General features: G+C 57.0%; 24 protein-coding genes. 21 read left to right on the forward strand and 3 right to left on the reverse strand.

What is annotated here, in order from left to right; translation table 11 throughout:
* The first annotated feature begins 110 nt into the window (after positions 1-110).
* The 8 genes from mdcA to mdcH all read left to right on the forward strand — a co-directional run bounded on the left by mdcA (position 111) and on the right by mdcH (position 7,157).
* The gene (gene mdcA, locus N5C09_RS13850; RefSeq protein WP_063449487.1) at positions 111-1,766 is read left to right on the forward strand and encodes a malonate decarboxylase subunit alpha; all 1,656 of its coding nucleotides are present in this window, start codon (positions 111-113) and stop codon (positions 1,764-1,766) included.
* The gene (locus N5C09_RS13855) at positions 1,766-2,623 is read left to right on the forward strand and encodes a triphosphoribosyl-dephospho-CoA synthase (protein ID WP_279749242.1); all 858 of its coding nucleotides are present in this window, start codon (positions 1,766-1,768) and stop codon (positions 2,621-2,623) included. Before mdcA ends, N5C09_RS13855 begins: the two co-directional genes overlap by 1 nt.
* Positions 2,624-2,632: 9 nt before the next feature.
* Positions 2,633-2,932, forward strand: coding sequence for a malonate decarboxylase acyl carrier protein (mdcC, locus tag N5C09_RS13860; RefSeq protein ID WP_015571419.1), 300 nt, complete (start codon positions 2,633-2,635; stop codon positions 2,930-2,932).
* Positions 2,925-3,758 (forward strand): biotin-independent malonate decarboxylase subunit beta, encoded by an 834-nt coding sequence (locus N5C09_RS13865; RefSeq protein ID WP_063865774.1) that lies wholly within the window; start codon positions 2,925-2,927, stop codon positions 3,756-3,758. Before mdcC ends, N5C09_RS13865 begins: the two co-directional genes overlap by 8 nt.
* Complete coding sequence (gene mdcE, locus N5C09_RS13870) at positions 3,758-4,558, forward strand: biotin-independent malonate decarboxylase subunit gamma (protein WP_279749250.1); 801 nt, start codon at positions 3,758-3,760, stop codon at positions 4,556-4,558. Before N5C09_RS13865 ends, mdcE begins: the two co-directional genes overlap by 1 nt.
* Positions 4,559-4,681: 123 nt before the next feature.
* The gene (locus N5C09_RS13875; RefSeq protein ID WP_063449483.1) at positions 4,682-5,641 is read left to right on the forward strand and encodes an AEC family transporter; all 960 of its coding nucleotides are present in this window, start codon (positions 4,682-4,684) and stop codon (positions 5,639-5,641) included.
* A gap of 2 nt (positions 5,642-5,643) precedes the next feature.
* Positions 5,644-6,261, forward strand: coding sequence for a malonate decarboxylase holo-ACP synthase (locus N5C09_RS13880; protein ID WP_279749243.1), 618 nt, complete (start codon positions 5,644-5,646; stop codon positions 6,259-6,261).
* Positions 6,261-7,157 (forward strand): malonate decarboxylase subunit epsilon, encoded by an 897-nt coding sequence (gene mdcH / locus N5C09_RS13885; protein WP_279749245.1) that lies wholly within the window; start codon positions 6,261-6,263, stop codon positions 7,155-7,157. The genes N5C09_RS13880 and mdcH overlap by 1 nt, the downstream gene beginning before the upstream one ends.
* Before the next feature lie 85 nt (positions 7,158-7,242).
* Here the strand turns inward: mdcH and N5C09_RS13890 are convergent, their stop codons facing one another.
* Together N5C09_RS13890 and N5C09_RS13895 are read right to left on the reverse strand one after the other, a co-directional pair.
* Positions 7,243-8,175, reverse strand: coding sequence for a LysR substrate-binding domain-containing protein (locus N5C09_RS13890; RefSeq protein ID WP_063865781.1), 933 nt, complete (start codon positions 8,173-8,175; stop codon positions 7,243-7,245).
* A 15-nt stretch (positions 8,176-8,190) separates the two neighbouring features.
* Positions 8,191-10,095: an ABC transporter ATP-binding protein gene (locus N5C09_RS13895; protein ID WP_279749246.1), complete on the reverse strand. Its 1,905-nt coding sequence runs from the start codon at positions 10,093-10,095 to the stop codon at positions 8,191-8,193.
* Positions 10,096-10,227: 132 nt separating this feature from the next.
* Here N5C09_RS13895 and kefG point away from each other — a divergent pair, with 132 nt between their 5' ends.
* The 4 genes from kefG to slyD all read left to right on the forward strand — a co-directional run bounded on the left by kefG (position 10,228) and on the right by slyD (position 13,483).
* On the forward strand, positions 10,228-10,779 hold the full coding sequence (kefG, locus tag N5C09_RS13900; RefSeq protein ID WP_074160922.1) for a glutathione-regulated potassium-efflux system ancillary protein KefG: 552 nt from the start codon (positions 10,228-10,230) through the stop codon (positions 10,777-10,779).
* Complete coding sequence (kefB, locus tag N5C09_RS13905) at positions 10,779-12,584, forward strand: glutathione-regulated potassium-efflux system protein KefB (protein ID WP_279749247.1); 1,806 nt, start codon at positions 10,779-10,781, stop codon at positions 12,582-12,584. Before kefG ends, kefB begins: the two co-directional genes overlap by 1 nt.
* Before the next feature lie 13 nt (positions 12,585-12,597).
* The gene (locus tag N5C09_RS13910; protein ID WP_003861689.1) at positions 12,598-12,798 is read left to right on the forward strand and encodes a YheV family putative zinc ribbon protein; all 201 of its coding nucleotides are present in this window, start codon (positions 12,598-12,600) and stop codon (positions 12,796-12,798) included.
* Between the two features lie 94 nt (positions 12,799-12,892).
* Positions 12,893-13,483 (forward strand): peptidylprolyl isomerase, encoded by a 591-nt coding sequence (gene slyD / locus N5C09_RS13915; RefSeq protein ID WP_063865788.1) that lies wholly within the window; start codon positions 12,893-12,895, stop codon positions 13,481-13,483.
* Positions 13,484-13,534: 51 nt separating this feature from the next.
* Here slyD and N5C09_RS13920 read toward each other — a convergent pair whose 3' ends face one another.
* Positions 13,535-13,753, reverse strand: coding sequence for a protein SlyX (locus N5C09_RS13920; protein ID WP_063449475.1), 219 nt, complete (start codon positions 13,751-13,753; stop codon positions 13,535-13,537).
* Positions 13,754-13,991: 238 nt separating this feature from the next.
* Between N5C09_RS13920 and fkpA the strand changes: the two genes are divergently transcribed.
* The 9 genes from fkpA to N5C09_RS13965 all read left to right on the forward strand — a co-directional run.
* On the forward strand, positions 13,992-14,810 hold the full coding sequence (gene fkpA / locus N5C09_RS13925; protein ID WP_107534032.1) for an FKBP-type peptidyl-prolyl cis-trans isomerase: 819 nt from the start codon (positions 13,992-13,994) through the stop codon (positions 14,808-14,810).
* A 166-nt stretch (positions 14,811-14,976) separates the two neighbouring features.
* The gene (locus N5C09_RS13930; RefSeq protein ID WP_023333674.1) at positions 14,977-15,699 is read left to right on the forward strand and encodes a transcriptional regulator; all 723 of its coding nucleotides are present in this window, start codon (positions 14,977-14,979) and stop codon (positions 15,697-15,699) included.
* A complete protein-coding gene (tusD, locus tag N5C09_RS13935; RefSeq protein WP_063865797.1) occupies positions 15,699-16,085 on the forward strand; it encodes a sulfurtransferase complex subunit TusD in 387 nt (128 codons plus the stop codon). The genes N5C09_RS13930 and tusD overlap by 1 nt, the downstream gene beginning before the upstream one ends.
* A complete protein-coding gene (gene tusC, locus N5C09_RS13940; RefSeq protein ID WP_193033546.1) occupies positions 16,085-16,444 on the forward strand; it encodes a sulfurtransferase complex subunit TusC in 360 nt (119 codons plus the stop codon). Before tusD ends, tusC begins: the two co-directional genes overlap by 1 nt.
* A 7-nt stretch (positions 16,445-16,451) precedes the next feature.
* Complete coding sequence (gene tusB / locus N5C09_RS13945) at positions 16,452-16,739, forward strand: sulfurtransferase complex subunit TusB (RefSeq protein ID WP_063449471.1); 288 nt, start codon at positions 16,452-16,454, stop codon at positions 16,737-16,739.
* A gap of 124 nt (positions 16,740-16,863) precedes the next feature.
* On the forward strand, positions 16,864-17,238 hold the full coding sequence (rpsL, locus tag N5C09_RS13950) for a 30S ribosomal protein S12 (protein ID WP_000246815.1): 375 nt from the start codon (positions 16,864-16,866) through the stop codon (positions 17,236-17,238).
* A 96-nt stretch (positions 17,239-17,334) separates the two neighbouring features.
* Positions 17,335-17,805 carry a 30S ribosomal protein S7 gene (gene rpsG / locus N5C09_RS13955; RefSeq protein ID WP_003861706.1) on the forward strand — a complete coding sequence of 157 codons (471 nt, stop codon included), beginning with the start codon at positions 17,335-17,337 and terminating at the stop codon, positions 17,803-17,805.
* Positions 17,806-17,901: 96 nt separating this feature from the next.
* On the forward strand, positions 17,902-20,016 hold the full coding sequence (gene fusA / locus N5C09_RS13960; RefSeq protein ID WP_063449470.1) for an elongation factor G: 2,115 nt from the start codon (positions 17,902-17,904) through the stop codon (positions 20,014-20,016).
* Positions 20,017-20,085: 69 nt separating this feature from the next.
* On the forward strand, positions 20,086-20,172 hold an 87-nt coding region (locus tag N5C09_RS13965), incomplete at its 3' end, for a GTP-binding protein (RefSeq protein WP_002436303.1).

The raw sequence follows: 20,172 nt of genomic DNA on the forward strand, positions 1-20,172 counted from the left end.
CTCAGGCTAATGATTCCGTCCTACGCTTAATTGATGCCTTTCTCACCAGAGCGCACACTTTACTCAACGTCAGGCAAATCAGAATGATGTGCTGAATCAGGAGGTTAATAATGTTATCTGGGCAAACTCCCACCCGGCAATGGAACACCCGACGCACTGAGAAAGCGCGTCGTCTGGCATCCGTACCGGTACAGGGCAAGGTACTGCCAACGGGCGATCTTGTCGCCATGCTGGAAAAACTGATCGCACCAGGCGACAAAGTCGTTCTGGAAGGTAATAACCAGAAGCAGGCGGATTTCCTTTCCCGTTCACTGGCGGAAGTGAACCCGCAAATCGTACATGACCTGCATATGATCATGCCGAGCGTGGGCCGCAGCGAACATCTGGACATCTTTGAGAAAGGCATCGCCCGCAAGCTGGACTTCTCCTTCTCCGGTACGCAAAGCCTGCGCATTTCGCAGCTGCTGGAAGATGGTCAGCTCGAAATCGGGGCGATTCACACCTACATCGAACTTTATTCACGTCTCTACGTTGACCTGTCGCCAAACGTGGCGCTGATTGCCGGTTTTAAAGCGGACCGCAAAGGCAACCTCTATACCGGGGCGAGTACCGAAGATACCCCGGCGCTGGTGGAAGCCGCCGCGTTCCACGACGGTATCGTCATCGCACAGGTGAACGAACTGGTGGACGACGAGTGCGACCTGCCGCGCGTTGATATCCCGGGCTCGTGGATCGATTACGTGGTGGTGGCGGACAAGCCGTTCTTTATTGAACCGCTCTTCACCCGCGACCCGCGCCTCATCAAACAGGAACATATCCTGATGGCGATGATGGCGATTAAAGGCATCTATGCGGAGCACCAGGTGCAGTCCCTTAACCACGGGATCGGCTTTAACACCGCGGCGATTGAGCTGCTGCTGCCAACCTACGGCGAACAGCTCGGGCTTAAAGGCAAAATCTGTAAACACTGGACCCTGAACCCGCATCCAACGCTGATCCCCGCCATCGAAAGCGGCTGGGTGGAGAGCGTCCACTGCTTCGGCGGCGAGCTGGGGATGGAAGAGTACATCCGCGCCCGTCCGGACGTGTTCTTTACCGGTGCAGACGGCTCTATGCGCTCTAACCGCGCCTTCTGCCAGCTGGCAGGTCAGTACGCGGTGGATATGTTTATCGGCTCTACGCTACAGGTTGATGGTTACGCGAACTCCTCAACCGTGACCCGCGGTCGTCTCTCCGGCTTCGGTGGCGCGCCAAACATGGGCCACGATCCGCACGGTCGTCGCCACGCCACGCCGGCCTGGCTGAACATGATCACCGAGCCGGACCCAATGCAGCGCGGTAAAAAGCTGGTCGTGCAGATGGTAGAAACTTTCCAGGCGGGCGTGAAGCCAACCTTCGTGGAAAAACTCGACGCCGTAGACGTGGCGAAAGCCTCCGGTATGCCGCTGGCGCCGGTCATGATTTACGGTGATGACGTCACCCACGTGCTGACGGAAGAGGGGATTGCGTACCTCTACCGGGCGAAAGATCTGGAAGAGCGTCGCGCGATGGTCGCCGCCGTGGCGGGTATTACCGATATCGGTCTGGGCGTGGATGCCAAACGCGTGGCGGAACTGCGCCAGAGCGGGAAGGTGGTTTATCCCGAAGATATGGGTATTCGCCGCACCGACGCCACCCGCTCTCTGCTGGCCGCAGGCAGCGTGTCCGACCTCGTTGAGTGGTCCGGCGGTCTGTATAACCCACCTGCGAAATTCCGGAGCTGGTAATGAAACTTCTGCCCCAGATCCAGGTTGAAGGCGGTGCCGAATGGCTGGCGCGAACCGCCACGCAGTGTCTGATTGACGAAGCACGCTTAAGCCCGAAACCCGGTCTGGTGGACAGCCGGGGGAACGGCGCGCACCACGATTTATCGCTTGCGCTGATGGAGCGTTCCGCCCACAGCCTGACCCCCACGTTTCAGGCGCTGGCGCAGCAGAGCTGGCAGCGTCCGGCGGATATTGCCCTCAGGCAAACCGTTGGCCGCCTGGGTCGCGAAGGTGAACGGCAGATGATGGCCGCTACCGACGGCGTGAATACGCACCGTGGCGCGATCTGGGCTTTGGGACTGCTGGTGAGCGCGGTGGCGATGCTGGGCGGTGATGCCAGCGCGCAGGCCGTCGCGAACACCGCCGCGCAGCTGGCGAAACTGCCGGACGACGCAGCACCAAAAGTGTTCAGCAAAGGGTTACGCGCCACGCACCGCTACCGCGTGCCGGGCGCGCGTGAAGAGGCTCAGCAGGCGTTTCCGCACGTTATGCAGCGCGCGCTGCCGCAGCTTCGCCTCAGCCGTTTCAACGGCAGCAGCGAAACGCACGCCAGGCTTGACGCGCTGATGGCGATCATGACCTCGCTCACCGATACCTGCGTGCTGTCGCGCGCCGGCATGGAGGGTCTGGACGCCATGCAGAACGGTGCCCGTGCGGTGCTGAACGCCGGAGGATGCGCAACGCTTGCCGGGCAGCAGGCGATGGCGCGGTTAGACCGTCAGATGCTGACGCTCAACGCCTCGCCGGGCGGTGCCGCAGACCTGCTTGCCGCCACGCTGTTTCTTGACCGCATCGAAACGCCCTATTCAAAGCATTAAGAGGATGTTATGGAAAAAATTACATTGACCGTGCCCGCCAGCCGCGAAGTAAGCGGCAGGGCGCTGGCAGGGGTAGTCGGTTCCGGGGATATGGAGGCGCTTTTCACCGCCGAACCGGGCCAGACCTTAACCATTGATATCACCACCTCCGTCGACAACAGCCGCGGACGCTGGGAGGCGTTGTTCAACCGCCTGCAAACCGTCAGCAGCCTGCCCGCAGGCAAACTGACCATCCACGATTTCGGCGCGACGCCGGGCGTGGCGCGCATTCGTATCGAACAGGTCTTTGAAGGGGTGAATCATGCGTGATGACAGCAGCTTTATCGAACTAAAAGCGCGCCAGCGTGCGCAGGCATTGCTTGACGACGGCAGCTACCGCGAACTGCTGGATCCGTTTGAAGGCATTATCTCTCCATGGCTTGGGCCACAGGGGATTGTTCCTCAGTCCGACGACGGCATGGTGGTCGCGAAAGGGACCATTAACGGCCAGCCTGCGGTAGTCGTGGCGATTGAAGGCACCTTCCAGGGCGGCAGCATGGGCGAAGTGTCCGGCGCCAAAATGGCGGCGGCGCTGGAGCTGGCGGCGGAAGATAACCGCAACGGCATTCCGACTCAGGCGGTACTGTGCCTCGAAACCGGTGGCGTACGTTTGCAGGAAGCCAACCTTGGCCTGGCGGCGATTGCCGATATCCACGCCGCGATCGTTGACCTGCGTCGCTATACCCCGGTCGTCGGGATTGTCGCCGGGACCGTAGGTTGCTTCGGCGGGATGTCTATCGCCGCGGCGCTGTGCAGCTACCTGATTGTGACCCGCGAAGCGCGTCTTGGCCTCAACGGCCCGCAGGTTATTGAGCAGGAAGCGGGCATTGAAGAGTACGACTCCCGCGACCGTCCGTTTATCTGGAGCATGACCGGCGGCGAAGTGCGCTATGAAAGCGGGCTGGTGGACGCGCTCGTCGGCGACGGCGTGAACGCGGTGAAAGCTGCGATGAACGAGGCCATCGCCAAAGGCGTACCGGCGAAACATCGCACCGATAACTACGACGATTACCTGAACCGTCTGACGAATTTCGACACCCGCAAACAGGCCGATGCCGAACAGATTAAAGCGCTTTTTGCCCGGGAGGTGAAATGATGAGTACTTCAATAAGCCGTGGCGAACTCTGGCTGGAAACCCTCGCCCCTCACGCCAAACGTCTGGAAGGGTTATGCCCGTCCGTGCAGGCGGCAGACGCCGAGCTGAACGGTGAAACGGTGCGCTTTGTCGCCGTGGTGCCGGACGCCAACAACCACTTCCCGCGCGCGGCGCAAGGGGAAGTCGGCCTGCTGGAAGGCTGGACGCTGGCAAAAGTGGTCAGCGAAACCGTAGCCGCTGACGCTGATAAAGCCGTGAAGCGCCCGATTGTGGCGGTGATCGACGTCCCAAGCCAGGCCTATGGCCGTCGCGAAGAGGCGTTTGGTATCCACCAGGCGCTGGCCGGAGCCGCTGCCGCCTACGCCAACGCGCGTTTAGCGGGGCACCCGGTGATTGGTCTTATCGTCGGTAAGGCCATGTCCGGCGCGTTTCTGGCGCACGGCTACCAGGCTAACCGCCTGATTGCCTTCAACGATAAAGGCGTGCTGATCCACGCGATGGGCAAAGAGTCTGCGGCGCGCATTACGCTGCGCACCGTAGAGGCGCTGGAAAAACTGGCGGCAACCATTCCGCCAATGGCGTACGACATCAGCAACTACGCCACGCTGGGGCTGCTTTCTGACCTGCTGGACATCAGCAATCCGGATGCCCCTTCCGATAACGATCTGACGCTGGTGAAAACCACCCTGCAACAGGCCATCAGTGACGCTCGTCAGGACACCACGTTGAAAAACCGTCTGGGTGCTGACAACCGCCGCAGCTCGGCGCTCGTACGTGAACGCATGCGAGCCAGCTGGTAAGTAACAAGAGACCTGCCAGATGCACCACCCCGTGGGCGCACCCGCTGCGTCCACGCGGGGAGCTGCATCCTGAAAATAATAAACATCGCGCCAGTGCTTAAACTTTTTTACTACAGGTGATTTATGACTTACGTAATTGTTCATGCTCTTGCACCGATTTTCGTCATCATGCTGCTGGGATTCTGGGCCGGTAAGGCAAAGATGGTCGATAACAAAAATGTTTCCCTGCTGAATATCTTCGTTATGGATTTTGCACTCCCTGCCGCGCTGTTCAGCGCCACCGTGCAAACCCCGTGGACCGGCATTGTGGCGCAGTCGCCGCTGATCCTGGTTCTCACTCTGGCGATGTGGATCACCTATGCGGCCATCTACTTCCTCGCCACCAAAGTTTTTAAAAAATCCCCGCAGGATGCGGCCGTGCTGACGCTGACCGTCGCCCTGCCAAACTATGCGGCGCTCGGCCTGCCGATTCTGGGCAGCGTGCTGGGTGAAAGTTCTTCTACTTCACTCTCCGTGGCGGTCTCCATCGCCTGTGGTTCGGTGCTGATGACCCCGTTCTGCCTGCTGATTCTGGAGCGTGAGAAAGCCCGCGCCGAAGGCAATAACTCCGGTTCAACGCTTTCCATGCTGCCGGTGCTGATGTGGCGCTCCATTAAAAAACCGATCGTGATGGGCCCGCTGCTGGGTGTGATCCTGTCCGCTATCGGCATCACAATGCCGGAGCTGGTACTGGCGGCGATTAAACCGCTGGGACTGTCCGCGACCGCTGCGGCGCTGTTCCTGACCGGGGTGATCCTCTCCGCGCGTAAGCTTCAGATCAACACCATGGTGATCACCTCCACCATCGCTAAACTGCTGATCCAGCCCGCGATTGCCTGGGGTATCGTCTTGATCTTCGGTCTGCACGGCTCCGTGGCGATCACCGCCATCCTGATGATTGCGCTGTCCGCGGGCTTCTTCGGCGTCGTGTTCGGTAACCGCTTTGGCGTTCAGTCGCCGGATGCAGAAGCCGTGCTGCTGTTGAGCTCCGTACTGTGTATCCTGTCGCTGCCGCTGTTTATTTCGCTGACTTCAGGAATGTAATCATGACCACAACATTACGCCCCCACGACCTTATCTGGCTTACCGCGCGTGACGCGCTGGAAGACGTCACCGACTCCTGGGTGGACGCGGCCTGGCATACCGGGCTGCCGGTAGTGGTACGGCGTGATGTTGATAGTGAAGGCCGTATTCCCGTTGGCGTGCGCGGTTTGCGTCGCGACCAGCGTGCGGCCGGATGGGTGAAGCCCGGGAACGTGCTGCGCGTGGTTTCGCCTGAAGATTTGTGCGTCACCGCCGATCTGCTGCGTTCGCCGTTTGTCACTCAGCCGCCGGTTCAGATGGCGCTTCAGCTTGCTCAGCAGTCGTGGCCGTGGACGTGGGGGATAACCGGCAGTACGGGTTACGCGCTGGCGACCGGTATTCCGGTGATCCACGCCGACAGCGATCTCGATCTGCTCATCCGCGCTCCGCACGCCGTGCCACCTGACGCGTTTACCGGCTGGCAGGCTCAGCTTGGCCGCGCGCTGTGCCGGGCGGATACGCAGGTGGATACGCCCGAGGGCGGATTCGCACTGGCGGAATGGTTACGCGACGGCAAAACGCTGCTGAAAACCCGCCGTGGACCGCGCCTGGTGGCGGATCCATGGCACAGGGAGGAGTAATGAAAATACTGTTTACCTTTCCGGGGCAGGGCACCCAGCATGAAGGTATGCTGCAAAACCTGCCGGGAACGGAGCTGGAGCAGGCCCGTGCTGTGCTGGGGGCGGAAGTCGATACCCTGGACAGCGCAGCCTCGCTGACCCATACCCGCGCGGTTCAGCTTTCACTGTTAATAGCCGGCGTGTCCTGGGCGCGCGAGCTGGAACGTCGCGGCGTGTCGCCGGATATCGTCAGCGGTTTATCGATTGGCGCTTATCCCGCGGCGGTGGTGTCGGGCGCGCTGGCGTTTACGGACGCGCTGAAGCTGGTGGCGCTGCGTGGCGATCTGATGGAGCAGGCGTATCCACACGGCTACGGCCTGACGGCGATAATGGGGTTGACCCTGCCGCAGGTGGAAAACCTTATCCAGGGGACAGGAACCTATATCGCTAACCTGAATGCCGAAACGCAGATCGTTATAGCCGGAACCGATGACGGCATGGCGCAGGTGGCCGAACGCGCGCTGGCGAAGGGTGCGAGCAAGGCCAAACGGCTGGCGGTGAGCGTGCCGTCGCACTGCGAGCTGCTGGCGGAACCCGCGCAGAAGCTGGTGGCGGCGTTTGAATCGGTCACGCTTTCACGCCCCCGCTGCGCGTACCTGAGCGGCAGTACCGGGCGCGTGCTCTGGCAGCCAGAGAAAATTGCCGATGACCTGGCGATGAACATGGCGCGCACCGTGCGCTGGCAGGAGGCAGTCATTTCTGCCAATGAACGCGAAGCGCGGCTGGCGATTGAGATGCCGCCAGGGGGGATATTGACCTGCCTGACGCGTCAGGCGGCCTGGGAAGGGGAATCCATTTCGCTGGAGCGCAGCGGGGTGGACGTGGCGGTGCATCTGGCAGGGCGGCTTCAGCGGTGAGTTTGATGCCCGGTGGCGGCTGCGCCTTACCGGGCCTACAATTCGGGAGTAGGTCCGGTAAGCGTAGCGCCACCGGGCAATAACATCAGGCACCATCCTGCAAACTGCGGGCATACATTCGCCCTTCTGCGGCCAGCGCCCGCAGGCTGGGATCCTGCTCGCGGTTGCGCGCAAAGACGATCGCAATCAGTTGCTGCATCTGGTACGGCTGCGCCAGCTTTAACAGCTGCACCGAATTTTCGTACACTTTCTTCATCCTGCCCGGCATTAGCGTAAACCCGACCCCTGCCTGCACCAGGCTCAGCATCGAGAAGATATCGTTCACCCGCGTCACAATATCCGGCTCGAAGCCGGCGATATGAAACGCTTCCTGAAACCCCGCATATGTGGCGAACCCTTCCGCGAGGGCGACGAACTTCCGATCTTTATAGTCGCGCAGATCGGCGGGGCCGCTGGTATTGAGCGTGGCAGAGGCCGGTGCGGCAAGGAAAATATCGTCGTGGAACAGCGGCAGCACTTCGAGGCTGTTACGGTCGATATCGCTTTCGGAGATAGAGATTAAAATCGCGTCCAGCGACCCTTCATCCAGCATGTGCAGCAAGGTTTCGTTAGATCCCATCGTGAGATCCATCTCCAGATCCGGACGGCGCAGCTTCATGCCCATGATCAGGCGCGGCACGGTTTCCAGCGTCAACGAGTAGAGCGTGCCGACGCGTAACCGCCCCTGACCAATGCCGGCGACCTTGCGCGACTCTTCCAGCCCGCGCTCCATCACCTGCATCACCTCCTGGCAATACTCCAGCAGCGTCCACGCCGAGGGGAGGGCAATCAGGTTGCGTCCTTTGTGGGTAAAGAGCGGGCAGCGGACGTTCTCTTCCAGAGTATGCAGCGCCCGGTGCACGCTGACGCCGCTCAGGCCGAGTGTTTCGGCGGTACGCGCGATATTGCCCTTCTCCATGAACGTCATGAAGATGCTGAGCTTACGGAACGTAATCTCGCTCGTGGTATCGAAACCCATAACCCTCCCGGCGTGTTAGTCGGCTTGCAGCATCGCTTCCAGCTGTTCCTGCGCGTCCAGCCAGGCCATTTCGCACTCTTCGAGGCTGGATTTGGCTTTCGCCTGCGTTTGCAGGCAGTCCGTTAGCTCCGCTTTACGGCGCTGATCGTACAGATCGCTGTCGCCCAGCTTCTCTTCAACGGCGGCAAGCGTGGCGTTGAGCTTTTCCATCTCTTTTTCGAGACGGGCAATCTCTTTACGCAGCGGCTGAGTCTGGGTGCGCAGCTCCGCTTCACGGCGCTTCTGGTCTTTGCGCGCCTGCGCGCTGTTGGCGTTGTCTTTCGCTGACTCTTCCGGCTGGTTTTCCTGCTTCTGCACGTCCGTCAGCCACTGCTGATAATCTTCCAGATCGCCGTCGAACGGCTCCACTTTGCCACCGTGCACCAGGTAGAGATCGTCGGTGGTGGAGCGGATCAGGTGGCGATCGTGCGATACGACAACCAGCGCCCCTTCGAACTCAATCAGCGCTTCGGTCAGCGCCTGACGCATGTCGAGATCCAGGTGGTTGGTCGGTTCATCGAGCAGCAGCAGGTTTGGACGCTGCCAGACGATCAGCGCCAGCACCAGGCGGGCTTTTTCACCGCCCGAGAAACGCGCAGTGTTTTCAGTGACCTTATCGCCCTGGAAGCCGAAGCCGCCGAGGTAGTCGCGCAGCTTTTGCTCCATTTCCTGCGGGGCCAGGCGAGCCAGGTGCTGAATTGGCGATTCATCCGCGCGTAAAAATTCCAGCTGATGCTGGGCGAAGTAGCCAAGCTTAATGCCCTTCGCCAGGCCGATTTCGCCGCTGACCGGGTTAAGCTCGCCCGCCAGCAGCTTGATCAGCGTGGATTTACCGGCGCCGTTACGCCCCAGCAGACCGATGCGTGAACCCGGCACCAGGTTAAGCTTAATAGAGTCGAGAATAATGCGATCGCCATAGCCTGCGCTCACTTTTTCCATTTTCAGCAGCGGGTTCGGCAGGCTCTCTGGCTCGCGGAAACTGAAGTGGAACGGGTTATCCACGTGCGCGGGGGCGATCATCTCCATGCGTTCCAGCATCTTGATGCGGCTCTGCGCCTGCTTGGCTTTTGACGCCTTAGCCTTGAAGCGATCCACAAAGCTTTGCAGGTGCGCTACGCGCTGCTGCTGGCTTTCATACATCGCCTGCTGCTGGGCAAGGCGCGTCGCGCGCTGGCGTTCGAAGGAACTGTAGTTGCCGGTGTACTCGAACATGCTTTGCTGTTCGATATGAATAATTTTATCCACCACCGGATCGAGGAAGTCGCGGTCGTGGGAGATCAGAATCAGAGTGCCCTGATAGCTCTTAAGCCACTTCTCCAGCCAAATAACCGCATCGAGATCGAGGTGGTTGGTCGGTTCATCGAGCAGCAGGAGGTCGGAGCGGCAGATCAGCGCCTGCGCCAGGTTGAGGCGCATACGCCAGCCGCCCGAGAAGTCGCTGACCGGGCGTTCAAGCTGTTCGTTGCTGAAGCCCAGACCGTGCAGCAGGCTCGAGGCGCGGGAGCGAATGGTCCAGGCGTCGATGGCGTCCAGCTTGCCGTGAACGGTGGCGATGGCGTTGCCGTCGTTGCGCTCGTTGGCGGCATTGAGCTCCGCTTCGAGCCTGCGGTATTCGCGGTCGCCGTCGATAACATAGTCGAGTGCGGGTTCGCTCAGCGCAGGCGTCTCCTGGTTCACCCAGGCAAGCTGCCAGTTGCCCGGGAAGGTAAAGTTCCCGCCATCCGCGCTTATCTCGTTTTTCAGCAGCGCCAGCAGGGTGGATTTACCGCAGCCGTTTTTGCCGACCAGCCCCACCTTCTGGCCCGGGTTGATGGTAGCAGTCGCGTTATCCAGCAGAACGCGCACGCCGCGACGAATTTGTAACGAGGAGAAAACAATCATAGAAGCGCCGTATGTTCCGACTATGTTAATTTGTCATTATGATAATGTAAGGTGTGGGCCATTTTCCCCACCGGGCCGCCATGGTAGCCCAAAACGACAACAATACACAAAAACAGAACCGGGAGGGGAGTGATGTCTCAGACAGCGAAAGTGCTGCTGCTGTATGCCCATCCGGAATCTCAGGACTCGGTGGCGAACCGGGTGCTGCTTAAGCCGGCCACACAGCTCAGTAACGTCACGGTGCACGATCTCTACGCGCACTATCCTGATTTTTTTATCGATATTCCTTACGAGCAGGAACTGCTGCGTCAGCATGACGTGATTGTGTTCCAGCATCCGCTCTATACCTACAGCTGTCCGGCGCTGCTCAAAGAGTGGCTGGACCGCGTGCTGAGCCGGGGCTTTTCCAGCGGGGTGGGAGGCAACCAGCTGGCGGGAAAGTACTGGCGGAGCGTCATTACCACCGGTGAGCCGGAAAGTGCTTACCGTCACGACGGGCTGAACCGTTATCCCATGAGCGACATCCTGCGGCCGTTCGAGCTGACGGCGGCGATGTGCCGCATGCACTGGATGAGCCCGATTATTGTTTACTGGGCGCGGCGGCAGGAACCAAAGGCGCTGGCGAGCCATGCCAGAGCCTACGGAGAATGGCTGGCATCACCGATACCGGCGGGAGGACGCTAATGGACGGTTCGAATTTACTCCTTGCCGGGGTGCTGTTTTTGTTTGCCGCCGTGGTCGCCGTGCCGCTTGCCGCGCGTCTCGGCATCGGCGCGGTGCTGGGCTATTTGCTGGCGGGGATCGCCATTGGCCCCTGGGGGCTGGGGTTCATCAGCGATGTGGATGAAATTCTCCACTTCTCCGAGCTGGGCGTGGTGTTCCTGATGTTCATCATCGGTCTTGAACTGAACCCTTCCAAGCTATGGCAACTGCGGCAATCTATTTTTGGCGTCGGGGCGGCGCAGGTGTTGCTCAGCGCCGCTATTCTGGCGGGCCTGCTGATGCTGACGCAGTTTTCCTGGCAGGCGGCGGTGATTGGCGGCATCGGTCTTGCGATGTCGTCGACGGCGATGGCGCTACAGCTGATGCGCGACAAGGGGATGAACCGCAACGAGGCGGGGCAACTGGGCTTTTCGGTGCTGTTGTTCCAGGATTTAGCGGTGATCCCGGCGCTGGCGCTGGTGCCGCTGCTGGCAGGCTCCGGTGACGATCATTTCGACTGGATGAAAATCGCCATGAAGGTGCTGGCCTTCGCGGGCATGCTGATTGGCGGACGGTTTTTACTGCGCCCGGTATTCCGGTTCATTGCCGCATCCGGCGTGCGCGAGGTATTTACCGCCGCAACGCTGCTGCTGGTTCTCGGCTCGGCGCTGTTCATGGATGCCCTCGGGCTGTCGATGGCGCTCGGGACGTTTATCGCCGGGGTGCTGCTTGCGGAAAGTGAGTACCGCCACGAGCTGGAGACCGCCATCGATCCGTTTAAGGGGCTGCTGTTAGGGCTATTCTTTATTTCGGTGGGCATGGCGCTCAACCTCGGCGTGCTCTATACCCATCTTCTGTGGGTCGTGATGAGCGTGGCGGTGCTGGTCGCGGTGAAAACGCTGGTGCTGTATGTTCTGGCGAGAGTTTACGGGCTGCGCAGCTCGGAAAGAATGCAGTTCTCCAGCGTGTTAAGCCAGGGTGGAGAGTTTGCGTTTGTGCTGTTTTCCACGGCGTCGTCTCAGAAGCTGTTCAAAGATGACCAGATGGCGCTGCTGCTGGTGACGGTAACGCTGTCGATGATGACCACGCCGCTGCTGATGAAGCTGGTGGACAAACTGCTGTCGCGCCGCCTGAACCCGGCAACCGATGAAGATGAAACGCCGTGGGTGGAGGACGATAAGCCACAGGTGATCGTCGTGGGCTTTGGCCGCTTCGGACAGGTGATTGGACGCCTGTTGATGGCGAACAAAATGCGCATCACGGTGCTGGAGCGCGATATCAGCGCGGTCAATCTGATGCGCAAATACGGTTATAAAGTCTATTACGGCGATGCGACGCAGCTTGAGCTGTTGCGCTCGGCGGGAGCAGAGGCCGCGGAGTCCATCATTATCACCTGCAACGATCCGGAAGACACCATGAAGCTGGTGGAGCTGTGCCAGCAGCATTTCCCGCATCTGCATATTCTGGCGCGTGCCCGCGGACGTGTTGAAGCTCACGAACTTTTGCAGGCGGGTGTGAAACACTTCTCCCGTGAAACGTTTTCCAGTGCGCTGGAGCTGGGGCGTAAGGCGCTGATCTCGCTTGGGATGCATCCTCACCAGGCCCAGCGGGCCCAGATGCATTTCCGCCGGCTGGATATGCGCATGCTGCGCGAGCTCATGCCCGTGCACAGCGACACGGCGCAGATCTCCCGCGTGCGGGAGGCGCGTCGCGAGCTGGAGGAGATCTTCCAGCGTGAAATGCAGCAGGAACGACGCCAGCTCGACGGCTGGGATGAATTTGAATAAAGGGTAACGAAAGATGGCTGTACGTAAACGCTTTATCGCGGGTGCAAAGTGCCCGTCCTGCCAGGCGCAAGATACGCTGGCCATGTGGCGCGAAAATAATATCGATATCGTTGAATGTGTTAAGTGCGGCCACCAGATGCGTGAGGCCGACAAAGAAGCCCGCGATCACGTTCGCAAAGAAGAGCAAGTGATCGGCATTTTTCATCCAGACTAGCGATATGCTCTGAGTTTTTTTAAGCTTAAGGGTACACGGGTGCAGATTTCCGCTACAATCTGCGCCAGTAATTTTCCCACGCTCAGGAGATATCATGAAAGTAGCAAAAGACCTGGTGGTCAGCCTGGCCTATCAGGTACGTACAGAAGACGGTGTGTTGGTTGATGAGTCTCCGGTGAGTGCGCCGCTGGACTACCTGCATGGTCACGGTTCCCTGATTTCCGGCCTGGAAACTGCGCTGGAAGGCCATGAAGTTGGCGACAAATTCGACGTTGCTGTAGGCGCAAACGACGCTTACGGTCAGTATGACGACAACCTGGTTCAGCGCGTTCCTAAAGACGTGTTCATGGGCGTTGACGAGTTGCAGGTTGGCATGCGCTTCCTGGCTGAAACTGACCAGGGTCCGGTTCCTGTTGAAATCACTGAAGTTGAAGACGACCACGTCGTGGTTGACGGCAACCACATGCTGGCTGGCCAGAACCTGAAGTTCAACGTAGAAGTTGTTGCTATCCGTGAAGCAACCGAAGAAGAGCTGGCTCATGGCCACGTTCACGGTGCGCACGGTCACGACCACGACCACGATCACGGCCATGACGGCTGCTGCGGTGGTCACGGCCACGACCATGGTCACGACCACGACCACGGTAAAGGTGGTTGCGGTAACGGCGGCTGCGGTTGCCACTGATTCCGTACTGCGGAAAATAAAAAAGCGGGATAATCCCGCTTTTTTTACGCCTCAATAATGAGGTGGTGGCGTCTCTTCCGACTGAGAGGCAATATTCGACGGCTGCGTGGCCTTCAGCTTTTCCGTCAGCAGGCGCATATGATCGCGCAGTTTTGCCATTTCAAGCTCATGGGCCGTTACGGTCTGGTTCAGTTCTTCGATGGTGATGTCCTGAAAAGCCAGGCGGCTTTCCAGCTCAGCCAGTCTCGCTTCGATCATTGTATCCTTCATCATTCACCTCGTTTATATCTCATACGCCATAATGGGCCAGCGGCGGCGAAGTGTAGCTGACTTTTTCCTTAAGTACAGTATCCATCTCCCTGACAAGAAACTTATTTAAACAAAAATAGTCTGAAAAGAGGCGACAATAGGGGGAGTCTGTCTGTAGATTTCTTCCACAACGTTTTATAGTACGTCACTCATTTACGTTTAACACTGGGGTGAGAGACCTCAGGTCCTGGAGATATGGATGAAATCACTGTTTAAAGTTACGCTGCTGGCGACCACGATGGCCGTTGCGCTCAACGCGCCGCTGTCTTTCGCTGCTGATACTGCTGCGAAGCCTGCTGCGACTACAGACAGCAAAGCGGCATTCAAAAATGACGACCAGAAATCCGCCTACGCACTTGGCGCGTCTCTGGGTCGTTACATGGAAAACTCTCTGAAAGAACAAGAGAAGCTGGGCATCAAACTGGACAAAAACCAGCTGATCGCCGGTGTTCAGGATGCGTTCGCCGACAAGAGCAAGCTCTCTGATCAGGAAATCGAGCAGACTCTGCAAGCGTTTGAAGCGCGTGTGAAAGGCGCCGCTCAAACCAAGATGGAAGCAGACGCTAAAGATAACGAAGCGAAAGGCAAAGCCTACCGAGACAAGTTTGCTAAAGAGAAAGGCGTTAAAACGTCTTCTACCGGCCTGATCTATAAAGTTGAGAAAGAAGGGACCGGCGATGCGCCTAAAGACAGCGACACCGTTGTGGTGAACTACAAAGGTACGCTGATCGACGGTAAAGAGTTCGATAACTCTTACACCCGCGGTGAGCCTCTCTCCTTCCGTCTGGACGGTGTGATCCCGGGCTGGACCGAAGGCCTGAAGAACATCAAGAAAGGCGGTAAGATCAAGCTGGTCATTCCACCAGACCTGGCTTACGGCAAAACGGGCGTTCCGGGCATCCCGGCTAACTCTACGCTGGTATTTGACGTAGAACTGCTGGACATCAAACCGGCTCCGAAAGCGGATGCGAAAGCAGACGCACCGGCTGACGATAAAGCCGCAGCAGCCAAGAAGTAATGCTGAAAAAAACCGCCGCCTGCCAGGCGGCGGTTTTTTTTATGTGGGGCAGATATAATTAACACTGGAAAGCGTTATACACGCTGTATTAATTTAGTTGTCCGTGTAGATAATGAGCCTGCCCTGAAAACCTAACGACAGGCTCCTGAAAAGGAGTGTTTTTTTCATGTCCAGGTCGCTTTTAACCAACGAAACCAGTGAACTTGATTTGCTGGATCAACGTCCATTTGACCAGACCGACTTCGATATTCTGAAATCCTACGAAGCGGTAGTGGACGGGTTAGCGATGCTCATTGGTTCCCACTGCGAAATCGTATTGCATTCCCTGCAAGATCTTAAGTGTTCCGCTATCCGCATTGCGAACGGTGAGCACACTGGCCGTAAAATTGGTTCGCCAATCACCGACCTTGCATTGCGTATGTTGCATGACATGACCGGCGCGGACAGCAGCGTCTCAAAATGCTATTTCACCCGTGCCAAAAGCGGCGTGCTGATGAAATCAGAAACTATCGCGATTCGAAACCGCGACCACCGGGTTATCGGGTTGCTGTGCATCAACATGAACCTTGATGTGCCCTTCTCTCAAATCATGAGCACCTTCATTCCGCCAGAAACGCCGGACGTGGGCTCGTCGGTGAACTTTGCTTCCTCCGTTGAGGATCTCGTGACCCAGACGCTTGAGTTCACCATTGAAGAGGTGAATGCCGATCGCAACGTATCCAACAACGCCAAGAATCGTCAGATCGTCCTGAACCTCTATGAGAAAGGGATTTTTGATATCAAAGATGCCATCAACCAGGTGGCCGATCGCCTGAATATCTCTAAACACACGGTTTACCTTTATATTCGCCAGTTCAAAAGCGGCGATTTCCTGGGGCAAGACAAGTAATGCGCTTTGCGTTAATGGTGACGGGCCCGGCGTACGGAACCCAGCAGGCCAGCAGCGCGCTACAGTTTGCCCATGCGCTGCTTGATGCCGGCCATGAACTGGCAAGCGTCTTCTTCTATCGTGAAGGGGTGTATAACGCGAACCAGTTTACCTCTCCGGCAAGCGATGAGTTTGACCTTGTGCGCGCCTGGCAAAAATTAAACGAAACGCAGGGCGTTGAGCTGCATATCTGCGTCGCCGCGGCACTGCGTCGCGGTGTGGCGGATGCGACCGAAGCCGAACGCCTCGGTCTGGCGGGGGCCAACCTGCAACCGGGCTTTTCGCTCAGCGGATTAGGTGCATTGGCACAGGCCGCGTTGACCTGCGACAGAGTGGTGCAATTTTGATGAAGCGCGTAGCGTTTGTTTTTACTTCTGCGCCGCACGGCAGCGCTTCAGGTCGGGAAGGGCTGGATGCATTGCTCGCGACATCGGCATTAACCGAAGATATCGGCGTGTTCTTTATAGGCGATGGCGTATTCCAGCTTCTGGCCGGCCAACAGCCGCAGGCTATTCTCGCGCGCGATTACATTGCGACCTTTAAGGTCCTGCCGCTCTATGACATTGAAACCTTCTATGTGTGTGCCGACTCGCTGGCCGCTCGTGGGTTAAACGAGAAAACATCGTTCGTGCTGGACGTGACGATCCTCGCCTCTGCGGCGCTGCGCGAACATCTCTCTCACTACGATACCGTTCTGACTTTCTGAGGCCGTCATGCTCCATACCCTGAGCCGTTCACCGTGGCAATGCGATATCGACACGTTACTGAGCATGCTGCGCGAAGGTGACGATCTGCTGCTGATTCAGGATGGCGTGCTGGCGGCGCTTGAAGGCAGCCGTTTTGTTGAAATCCTCAGTAATGCCCCCATAACTGTCTCTGCGCTGAAGGACGATCTGGATGCGCGGGGTCTTTCTGGTCAAATTTCAGCCAAAATTGACGTGGTTGGCTATACTGATTTCGTCAATCTTACTGTGACGCACGCCAGTCAAATGAACTGGTGATTTGAGATCGCTGTATATTTCTTGACACCTTTTCGACGTAGCCCTAAAATTTCGCGTCCTCATATTGTATGAGGTCGTTTTATTACGTGTTTACGAAGCAAAAGCTAAAACCAGGAGCTATTTAATGGCAACAGTTAACCAGCTGGTACGCAAACCACGTGCACGCAAAGTTGCAAAAAGCAACGTGCCTGCGCTGGAAGCCTGCCCGCAGAAACGTGGTGTATGTACTCGTGTATATACCACCACTCCTAAAAAACCAAACTCCGCACTGCGTAAAGTATGCCGTGTGCGTTTGACTAACGGTTTCGAAGTGACTTCCTACATCGGTGGTGAAGGTCACAACCTTCAGGAGCACTCCGTGATCCTGATCCGTGGCGGTCGTGTTAAAGACCTTCCGGGTGTTCGTTACCACACCGTTCGTGGTGCGCTGGACTGCTCAGGTGTTAAAGACCGTAAGCAGGCTCGCTCCAAGTACGGCGTGAAGCGTCCTAAGGCTTAATGGTTCTCCGTTAAGTAAGGCCAAACTGATTTATCTTAATGTCAAACTAAACTCGTAGAGTTTTGGACAATCCTGAATTAACAACGGAGTAATCCCATGCCACGTCGTCGCGTCATTGGTCAGCGTAAAATTCTTCCAGATCCGAAATTCGGATCAGAACTGCTGGCAAAATTTGTAAATATCCTGATGGTAGATGGTAAGAAATCTACCGCAGAAGCAATCGTATACAGCGCGCTGGAGACCCTGGCTCAGCGTTCTGGTAAAAATGAACTGGAAGCTTTCGAAGTCGCTCTCGACAACGTGCGCCCGACTGTAGAAGTTAAGTCTCGCCGCGTTGGTGGTTCTACTTATCAGGTTCCAGTTGAAGTTCGTCCGGTTCGTCGTAATGCTCTGGCAATGCGTTGGATCGTTGAAGCTGCTCGTAAACGCGGTGATAAATCCATGGCTCTGCGTCTGGCGAACGAACTTTCTGATGCTGCGGAAAACAAAGGTACCGCAGTTAAGAAACGTGAAGACGTTCACCGTATGGCAGAAGCCAACAAGGCGTTCGCACACTACCGTTGGTAATCCCTTCGGAGTCGTAGTCACCAGGCGGGCGCTTCAGAGAAGCCGCCCGCTCTGGGTAACTTAACTGAACGCCTAAAGATATAAACGAGGAATCAAATGGCTCGTACAACACCCATCGCACGCTACCGTAACATCGGTATCAGTGCGCACATCGACGCCGGTAAAACCACTACTACCGAACGTATTCTGTTCTACACCGGTGTAAACCATAAAATCGGTGAAGTTCATGACGGCGCTGCCACCATGGACTGGATGGAACAGGAGCAGGAGCGTGGTATTACTATCACCTCCGCAGCGACTACTGCTTTCTGGTCAGGTATGGCTAAGCAGTACGAACCGCATCGCGTAAACATCATCGACACCCCAGGGCACGTTGACTTCACCATCGAAGTAGAACGTTCCATGCGTGTTCTTGACGGCGCGGTAATGGTTTATTGCGCAGTTGGTGGTGTTCAGCCACAGTCTGAAACCGTATGGCGTCAGGCGAACAAATATAAAGTTCCACGCATCGCGTTCGTTAACAAAATGGACCGTATGGGTGCTAACTTCCTGAAAGTTGTTGGCCAGATCAAAACCCGTCTGGGCGCGAACCCTGTTCCGCTTCAGCTGGCAATTGGTGCTGAAGAAGGTTTCACCGGCGTTATCGACCTGGTGAAAATGAAAGCGATCAACTGGAACGAAGCAGATGCGGGCGTTACCTTCGAATACGAAGATATCCCGGCAGAGATGCAGGACCTGGCTGACGAATGGCACCAGAACCTGATCGAATCCGCAGCAGAAGCTTCTGAAGAGCTGATGGAGAAATACCTGGGTGGTGAAGAACTGACTGAGCAAGAGATCAAATCTGCTCTGCGTCAGCGCGTTCTGAACAACGAAATCATCCTGGTAACCTGTGGTTCTGCGTTCAAGAACAAAGGTGTTCAGGCAATGCTGGATGCGGTAGTTGACTACCTGCCATCCCCGGTTGACGTTCCTGCGATCAACGGCATCCTGGACGACGGTAAAGATACGCCGGCTGAGCGTCACGCAAGTGATGACGAGCCGTTCTCTGCACTGGCGTTCAAAATTGCTACCGACCCATTCGTGGGTAACCTGACCTTCTTCCGTGTTTACTCTGGTGTGGTTAACTCCGGTGACACCATCCTGAACTCCGTGAAAGCGGCGCGTGAACGTTTTGGCCGTATCGTACAGATGCACGCTAACAAACGTGAAGAGATCAAAGAAGTTCGTGCGGGCGACATCGCTGCTGCTATCGGTCTGAAAGACGTGACTACTGGTGACACCCTGTGTGACCCGGATCACCCAATCATTCTGGAGCGTATGGAATTCCCAGAGCCGGTAATCTCCATCGCGGTTGAACCAAAAACCAAAGCTGACCAGGAAAAAATGGGTCTGGCTCTGGGCCGTCTGGCGAAAGAAGACCCATCATTCCGCGTATGGACTGATGAAGAATCTAACCAGACCATCATCGCTGGTATGGGTGAACTGCACCTGGACATCATCGTTGACCGTATGAAACGTGAATTCAACGTTGAAGCGAACGTGGGTAAACCTCAGGTTGCTTACCGCGAAGCGATTCGCGCGAAAGTTACCGATGTTGAAGGTAAACACGCTAAGCAGTCTGGTGGTCGCGGTCAGTACGGTCACGTTGTGATCGACATGTACCCACTGGAGCCGGGCTCTAACCCTAAAGGTTACGAGTTCATCAACGACATCAAAGGTGGTGTAATTCCTGGTGAATACATTCCTGCCGTTGATAAAGGCATCCAGGAGCAGCTGAAAGCTGGTCCTCTGGCTGGTTACCCGGTTGTAGACATGGGTGTTCGTCTGCACTTCGGTTCTTACCACGACGTTGACTCCTCTGAACTGGCGTTTAAACTGGCTGCGTCTATTGCCTTTAAAGAAGGCTTTAAGAAAGCAAAACCAGTTCTGCTTGAGCCAATCATGAAGGTTGAAGTAGAAACTCCGGAAGAGAACACCGGTGACGTTATCGGTGACTTGAGCCGTCGTCGCGGTATGCTGCGTGGTCAGGAATCCGAAGTAACTGGCGTTAAGATCCACGCTGAAGTTCCGCTGTCTGAAATGTTCGGATATGCAACTCAGCTGCGTTCTCTGACCAAAGGTCGTGCATCATACACTATGGAATTCCTGAAGTATGATGATGCGCCGAACAACGTTGCTCAGGCCGTTATCGAAGCCCGTGGTAAGTAATCCACAGGATTAAAACCTAAGTCCCGTGCTCTCTCCGAAGGGGAGAGCACTATAGTAAGGAATATAGCCGTGTCTAAAGAAAAATTTGAACGTACAAAACCGCACGTCAACGTTGGTACTATCGGCCACGTTGACCATGGTAAAACTACCCTGACT

This window comes from Enterobacter sp. GD03975 (genome assembly GCF_029838645.1).
Taxonomy (GTDB): domain Bacteria; phylum Pseudomonadota; class Gammaproteobacteria; order Enterobacterales; family Enterobacteriaceae; genus Enterobacter; species Enterobacter quasihormaechei.

Bases quoted from the DNA above. Each gene is read 5' to 3' on its own strand.
- N5C09_RS13930 (WP_023333674.1), top strand. From the start codon at position 14,977: ATGTCCAGGTCGCTTTTAACCAACGAAACCAGTGAACTTGATTTGCTG.
- N5C09_RS13890 (WP_063865781.1), bottom strand. From the start codon at position 8,175: ATGGGTTTCGATACCACGAGCGAGATTACGTTCCGTAAGCTCAGCATC.
- N5C09_RS13875 (WP_063449483.1), top strand. From the start codon at position 4,682: ATGACTTACGTAATTGTTCATGCTCTTGCACCGATTTTCGTCATCATG.
- kefB (WP_279749247.1), top strand. From the start codon at position 10,779: ATGGACGGTTCGAATTTACTCCTTGCCGGGGTGCTGTTTTTGTTTGCC.
- mdcE (WP_279749250.1), top strand. From the start codon at position 3,758: ATGAGTACTTCAATAAGCCGTGGCGAACTCTGGCTGGAAACCCTCGCC.
- mdcC (WP_015571419.1), top strand. From the start codon at position 2,633: ATGGAAAAAATTACATTGACCGTGCCCGCCAGCCGCGAAGTAAGCGGC.
- N5C09_RS13880 (WP_279749243.1), top strand. From the start codon at position 5,644: ATGACCACAACATTACGCCCCCACGACCTTATCTGGCTTACCGCGCGT.
- mdcA (WP_063449487.1), top strand. From the start codon at position 111: ATGTTATCTGGGCAAACTCCCACCCGGCAATGGAACACCCGACGCACT.
- N5C09_RS13895 (WP_279749246.1), bottom strand. From the start codon at position 10,095: ATGATTGTTTTCTCCTCGTTACAAATTCGTCGCGGCGTGCGCGTTCTG.
- fkpA (WP_107534032.1), top strand. From the start codon at position 13,992: ATGAAATCACTGTTTAAAGTTACGCTGCTGGCGACCACGATGGCCGTT.
- fusA (WP_063449470.1), top strand. From the start codon at position 17,902: ATGGCTCGTACAACACCCATCGCACGCTACCGTAACATCGGTATCAGT.
- N5C09_RS13855 (WP_279749242.1), top strand. From the start codon at position 1,766: ATGAAACTTCTGCCCCAGATCCAGGTTGAAGGCGGTGCCGAATGGCTG.
- tusD (WP_063865797.1), top strand. From the start codon at position 15,699: ATGCGCTTTGCGTTAATGGTGACGGGCCCGGCGTACGGAACCCAGCAG.
- slyD (WP_063865788.1), top strand. From the start codon at position 12,893: ATGAAAGTAGCAAAAGACCTGGTGGTCAGCCTGGCCTATCAGGTACGT.
- N5C09_RS13910 (WP_003861689.1), top strand. From the start codon at position 12,598: ATGGCTGTACGTAAACGCTTTATCGCGGGTGCAAAGTGCCCGTCCTGC.
- N5C09_RS13920 (WP_063449475.1), bottom strand. From the start codon at position 13,753: ATGAAGGATACAATGATCGAAGCGAGACTGGCTGAGCTGGAAAGCCGC.
- kefG (WP_074160922.1), top strand. From the start codon at position 10,228: ATGTCTCAGACAGCGAAAGTGCTGCTGCTGTATGCCCATCCGGAATCT.
- tusB (WP_063449471.1), top strand. From the start codon at position 16,452: ATGCTCCATACCCTGAGCCGTTCACCGTGGCAATGCGATATCGACACG.
- rpsL (WP_000246815.1), top strand. From the start codon at position 16,864: ATGGCAACAGTTAACCAGCTGGTACGCAAACCACGTGCACGCAAAGTT.
- N5C09_RS13865 (WP_063865774.1), top strand. From the start codon at position 2,925: ATGCGTGATGACAGCAGCTTTATCGAACTAAAAGCGCGCCAGCGTGCG.
- tusC (WP_193033546.1), top strand. From the start codon at position 16,085: ATGAAGCGCGTAGCGTTTGTTTTTACTTCTGCGCCGCACGGCAGCGCT.
- mdcH (WP_279749245.1), top strand. From the start codon at position 6,261: ATGAAAATACTGTTTACCTTTCCGGGGCAGGGCACCCAGCATGAAGGT.
- rpsG (WP_003861706.1), top strand. From the start codon at position 17,335: ATGCCACGTCGTCGCGTCATTGGTCAGCGTAAAATTCTTCCAGATCCG.